The sequence below is a fragment of the Paracidovorax oryzae ATCC 19882 genome (assembly GCF_000687165.1).
GTDB classification, from domain to species: domain Bacteria; phylum Pseudomonadota; class Gammaproteobacteria; order Burkholderiales; family Burkholderiaceae_C; genus Paracidovorax; species Paracidovorax oryzae.
In genome coordinates this window covers 1-5,525 of the sequence record NZ_JMKU01000057.1, presented here as the reverse complement: position 1 = coordinate 5,525, position 5,525 = coordinate 1, and the positions used below count along the sequence as shown (strand labels likewise).

Here is a 5,525-nt window from a genome sequence, read left to right as displayed (position 1 = left end):
GCGCTCGATTCGATTGCTGACCTCATGAACAACCGCCCTCGCGAGACCTTGGGATGGCGCTCTCCCTATCAAGCGTTCCAGCAGTTCATGCAGGCCATTGCGCAGCGGCAGGACGCTACCATTCACTGAAACAGAAACTCCCTCTCAATCGAGGTGTTGCACTTCAGGTTTGAGACCGCCCAGCTTTTGAGCTGTAACCCGTCCCGTCACTCAGCGGTGGACTTGCCTTCCCCCTCGCCCCGGATCTCCCCCGCATTGAATGCCTGCCGGTACCGTGCCGCCGCCGGATAGGCCGCGCGGCGCACGCGCATGATCGAGCCCAGGGGACGGTGCGCGGCCAGGCCGCGCCAGGGGCTGAAGGACAGGCGGTCGTCTTCCCGGGGGCTGTGCTCCGGGTCCCAGGTTGCCTGGGCGGGGACGTGGATGCGCGCGACGGCCACGTAGGGTGACAGGTCCTGCGGCCAATCCACGGAGGCGTCCTCCAGCGGCATCTTCTCGATGTCCACGCACAGCTGCACGCGCAGCTCCCAGGTGCCGCCGTGGGTGCGCAAGGTGCCCGACACCGCATCGCGCAGTGCGTGCGGGCTGGCGGAGAGGTCCACGGGCGCTTCCTTCAGGGCCGCGATCTCCGGCGACACAGGGGCCAGGCAGAACTTGGCCATGTAGGGGCCGAACAGCAGCGGCACCTGCGTGAAATAGGTTTCTCCCAGCGGATGGGTGGCCGGGTGCCCGCCCATGGCCTTGAGGGTCGCGCTTTCGCCGCCGGCCTGCTCGACGAGGCTCTCGAGCCCGCGCAGGGCGGCCGAGAGGATCTTCTTGGCCTGCGGGGCCTTGTCGGTGGTGGCGGCCAGGAGCTTGAGGCTGCGCAGGAACTGCTTCGCCGTGGCCGCGGTGAAGACGGGCCCGTTGACCATGAGGAAGTCCTGCTCGGCGAGGCCGTCGGCTGGATCCAGCCGGGGGCCGTCCGCGCCCAGTACCTTGAGCGCCAGGCCGCGGGGCGTGGAGACGCTGTCGTCCAGCAGGTCGCCCGGCGTGCTGGAGAGCCGCATCACGACGTCGTGCGTGCCGGACCGTGCGAACAGGCCCTGCGCGAGCGGCGGCAGCAGGGGCAGCACCTCCAGGGTGCCGTGCAGGATGCCGTGGGACTTGGCGTGCACGCTGCGGTAGGCACGGCCTTCGTCCTTGGCGACGGTCTCGCTGATGCGGCGCATGGCCGCGAGCAGTTCCGCGTTGGTCTGCTCTTCGTCCTCTTCGGGGACTTCGTATTCCGGGCTGTAGGGCAGGGGATGGGGCGGCGGCGTGGGGGTGGAGTGGGGCATGGTGGCGGCGCTGGGAGATGTGGGGTGAAACGTGGTGCTCAGTGCTGCGCTGGCTGGGCCGGAGGGACCGGGACGCTGGCCGTGGTCCGCTCGACGCGCACCGGAATGCATTTGGATGCGGGAACGTGGCTCTTGTCCGCGTGGTGGCCGAGCGGCACCAGCGGGTTGCACTCAGGGAAGTAGCCCGCCACGGAGCCGGCCGGCAGGTCGAAGGGCACCGCTTTCAGGCCCGAGAGCTGGCGCGAATGGCCGTCATCCACCGCGGTGGTGACGTGCACGGCGTCGCCCTGCGCGAGGCCGCGGCGGGCCATGTCGTCCGGATGCATCAGCAGCACGTTGCGCGTGCCGTGGATGTTGCGGAAGCGGTCCGTCAGGCTGTAGACGGTGGTGTTGAACTGGTCCTCGCTGCGCAGGGTCATGAGGTGCAGTACCTCGGCGTCCTGCACCGTGCCGGCGCCGGCCGGGGGCACCACGAAGCAGGCCTTGCCGCTGGCGGTCTTCCATTGCCGCTCCCGAGCGGCGTTGGGCTTGGGCAGGCCGCCGGGCTCGCGCAGCCGGTGGTGGAAGTCCCGGAAGATGTCCGGCCAGGTGGCTTCGATGGCGGTGCGCACGAGCGTGTAATCACCCGTCCAGGCCTCCCAGGGGACGTGCGGGTTCTCCGGCAGCGTGGCCCGGGCGATGCCGGCGACGATCGCGGCCTCGGAGCGCAGCGTGGGCGCGGCGGGGGCGGCGACGCCGTGCGACGGGTGGATCACGCCCATGGAGTCTTCGATCGACACGGTCTGCGGACCGGTGGCCTGCGTGTCCACCTCGATGCGGCCGAGGCAGGGCAGCAGGTAGGTGTCCTGCGCGGGCACGGTGTGGGTGTGGTTCAGGCGCGTGGCCACGTGCACGGCGAGCCGCAGGCGGCCCCAGCCCGCTTCCAGCCGGCGCGTGTCGGGCGCGGCGCGCACGAAGTTGCCGCCCAGGCCGATGAAGGCGCGTACCGAGCCGTCGATGATGCCCTCGCAGGTCGCGATGGTGTCGCGGCCCTTGTGGCGCGGGGGCTCGAAGCGGTAGAGCTCGGCGAGGCGGTCCAGCGGCGCGAGTTCGGGCTTTTCCGTGATGCCGACGGTACGCTGGCCCTGCACGTTGGAGTGGCCGCGCACCGGGCAGATGCCCGCGCCCGGCTTGCCGATGTTGCCGCGCAGCAGCAGCAGGTTGCTCACCATCTGCACGTTGGCGACGCCGTGGCGGTGCTGGGTCAGGCCCATGCCGTACACGGCGATCACCGCGCCGGCCTGCGCATAGGTCTGCGCGGCCTGCGAGAGCGCGGCGCGCGAGAGGCCGCTGTCCCGCTCGATGTCGTCCCAGCGGCTCGCGCGCATCGCGGCGGCGAACGCGTCGATGCCCTGCGTGTGCTGCGCGATGAAGTCCACGTCCAGCACGCGGAGGGCACCGTGCATCTGCGCCTCGTCGTCGGCCTCGATGAGCCATTTGCACAGGCCCGTGAGGGCGGCGAGGTCGCCGCCGTTGCGCACCTGCAGGTACTGGGTGCTGATCGCCGTGTCCTTGGGCGTGAGCATGTCCACGGGCGACTGCGGGTTGGCGAAGTGCAGGAGCCCGGGCTCCTTGATGGGGTTGAACGTCACCACGGGTACGCCGCGCTCGCGCGCTTCCTGTAGCGGGTGGAGCATGCGCGGGCTGTTGGTGCCGACGTTCTGGCCGAAGAAGAAGATCGCCTCGGCGTGCTCGAAGTCTTCGAGCCGCACGGTGCCCACCGGCACGCCGATGGTTTCCGGCAGCGCGACCGACGTGCTCTCGTGGCACATGTTCGAGCTGTCGGGCAGGTTGTTGTTGCCGTACAACCGGGCCAGCAATTGGTACATGTAGCTGGTTTCGAGCGAGGCGCGGCCGGAGGCGTAGAAGATGGCAGTTTGAGGGTCTTCGGCGCGCAGCTCCTTCAGCGCATGGCCGATGCCGGCGAAGGCTTCGTCCCAGGTGACGGCCACATACCGATCCTGCGCAGCGTCGTAGCGCAGGGGCTCGGTCAGGCGGCCCGCGCTTTCGAGGTCGAGGTCGGACCACTGCCGCAGTTCGGACAGCGTGTGGCGCGCGAAGAAATCCGGGCCCGCGCGCTTGTCTGTGAGCTCCCATGCGGTGGCCTTGGCGCCGTTGTCGCAGAACTCGGCGGCACGCGGCCTGGCCGGCTTGCCCCAGGCACAGCCCGTGCAGGCGAAGCCGTCGGCCTTGTTCTGGTGCCGCAGGGCGGCGAGCGTGGTGAGCGGTGCGCCCTCCTTGAGGACGCTGGCGGCGACGGCCTTCATCGAACCCCAGCCGCCGGCGGCGTGCGGATAGGGCGGGATGGGTTCTACAGGGGGCGTGGCACGGGAGCTCATCGCGCCTCCCTGGCCGGGGCAACGGTCGCCAGGCGGCGTGAGAAACGGAAGAGGGCGTGATGGAGGCGCATGCGGGCCACGGAGGGGTGAGGGGTGCTCCACTGTGCGCGTGGCAGCCCGGCCGCAGGCGTCAGCCGGGCCGTGGCGGCGGCGTAGGAGGCCAGGCCGAGCTCGGCAGGTGCTCCACCGTTCGCAATTCGGCTTTTGCCCGGCTGGTTTCAGGGCGGCAGGGGCGATGCGCTGGATGGCGCCGGTGGCTGTGAAGGGGGCGGCGCGGGAGGGAGGTCTCCGGGCGGACGCGGCAGCTCATCGGGAACCTGGTGCAAGGGGTGGTGTGCGGGATCGGTGGCCATTGGGGCGTCTCCTGAACGTAGATAGCAGGTCGGCAGTCACGGACTGCCCACTATCGAGGCGTGCGTTTGCCAGTGGCGTAGGACTGCCGCGCCCGTACCTGCGTCGCTGGCCCAGTGCTGCCTGAGTGTGTATCTTTATTTTTCCTGTGTAACTTTATGAAAAATATAATTGCTCATCAGTGAGGCAAGACTGATTGCCCGCTGAAGCAAGAAATCGGCGCAGCTGCGTCAGGGCGACGCGCCAGTCAAAGCCCATCCACCCCGTTGAAAGTCTTCATGTACCGATTACGACTCATCGCGATGCTTTCCGTCGCGCTGCTCCTTGGCGCTTGCGCGTCGCCCCTGCGGACGAGCCTGACTCCCGAGCAACGCAGCAAGGTCACCGAACTCACGGCCCATGTGGTGGTGGTGCAGGACGAGGTGATTGCCGCTGTGCAACCTTCCACGGGCGGCGCTGCCCACGGCCTGATTGGCGCCATGATCGACAGCCACATCACGAACAATCGGGTGAAGGAGTCTCAAAGCGCGCTCGGCCCTTTCTATGCCGCCATCGAGGATGTGGATTACCGCAAGGAATTCAACGAGTCGATCCGGCAGGAGCTTTCCGGTTATCCGATCAAGATCAGCCGGTTTACGACGACGCCCCGCGCCGTGTCGAAAGACGAACTCGCCTGTTTGCGCTCCGATCTCCTGCCGGGGCAGGCGCTGCTGGTCATCCTTCCCAGATACACGTTGAGCATGGACTTCCGCACGTTCGACGTGGAGTCGATGGTCGGCATCTGGCTGCGGCCCGGCGAATCGGATTCCCAGATGCCGAGCCAGCGCGGGCAACTTCGCTATCAATCGGCACCCGTGGGGCCTGGCGGCAGGGAATCGCTCGCGCTGTGGGCGGCGCAGGGGGCGGCTCCTTTCCGCAATGCCATGCGCGAGTCCATTGCAGAAACTGTCCGGATGGTGATGCTGGATATCGATGTGGCCCCCAAAGCGCCTGAGGAGAAGGATCTCCAGACTTTCCCGTTCAACCAGAGTATGGGTAAAGGGGAGATCAAGGGCCAGGTGCTGAAGACGGGCAACGGCCGGGTTGAGATAGCCCCCTGATTCCCCGGCCCCGTCCTGTCGCTTATCTTTGGAGATAGGAGCAGGACTGTGCATATGACTAGGCATACGGAGTCAGTAGAGGTAGTGGTGAAGGACCAGCGCCGCAGGCGCTGGTCCCTGGCCGAGAAAGCGGCCCTGGTGCGGCGCACCTACGAGCCGGGCATGAGCGTGTCGCTGGTAGCGCGCCAGGAAGGTGTCTCGGCGGGGTTGCTGTTCCAATGGCGCAAGCTCGAACGCCAGGGGGCATTGACGGCCGTGTCCGCGGGTGAAGCCGTGGTGCCGGCATCGGAGCTGGCGGCGGCCCGGGCAGAGATCGCCAAGCTACAGCGCGTGCTCGGCAAGAAGACCCTGGAGAACGAAATCCTCAAGGAAGCCGT

4 protein-coding genes and 1 pseudogene are annotated in these 5,525 nt (G+C 68.0%); 3 read left to right on the top strand and 2 right to left on the bottom strand.

All coding sequences use genetic code 11. The annotated features are described in order from the left end of the window. Positions 1 to 129: pseudogene (locus tag T336_RS27650) on the top strand (IS30 family transposase); the annotation flags it as partial. 77 nt (positions 130 to 206) lie between these two features. On the opposite strand, the gene T336_RS0122275 reads toward T336_RS27650, so the two are convergent. Both T336_RS0122275 and T336_RS0122270 read right to left on the bottom strand, forming a co-directional pair. After that, on the bottom strand, positions 207 to 1,319 hold the full coding sequence (locus tag T336_RS0122275; protein ID WP_026434180.1) for a catalase family protein: 1,113 nt from the start codon (positions 1,317 to 1,319) through the stop codon (positions 207 to 209). A gap of 38 nt (positions 1,320 to 1,357) precedes the next feature. After that, the gene (locus T336_RS0122270; protein ID WP_026434179.1) at positions 1,358 to 3,697 is read right to left on the bottom strand and encodes an FdhF/YdeP family oxidoreductase; all 2,340 of its coding nucleotides are present in this window, start codon (positions 3,695 to 3,697) and stop codon (positions 1,358 to 1,360) included. A gap of 617 nt (positions 3,698 to 4,314) precedes the next feature. Here T336_RS0122270 and T336_RS25585 point away from each other — a divergent pair. After that, positions 4,315 to 5,148, top strand: coding sequence for a hypothetical protein (locus T336_RS25585; protein WP_244884010.1), 834 nt, complete (start codon positions 4,315 to 4,317; stop codon positions 5,146 to 5,148). A gap of 54 nt (positions 5,149 to 5,202) precedes the next feature. Then, positions 5,203 to 5,525: transposase (locus T336_RS25580; RefSeq protein WP_035227006.1), on the top strand; the 323-nt coding region annotated here is incomplete at its 3' end.

What these genes read in the sequence shown, in the direction of transcription:
- T336_RS0122275 (WP_026434180.1), bottom strand. Translation starts at nt 1,319, where the DNA reads ATGCCCCACTCCACCCCCACGCCGCCGCCCCATCCCCTGCCCTACAGC.
- T336_RS0122270 (WP_026434179.1), bottom strand. Translation starts at nt 3,697, where the DNA reads ATGAGCTCCCGTGCCACGCCCCCTGTAGAACCCATCCCGCCCTATCCG.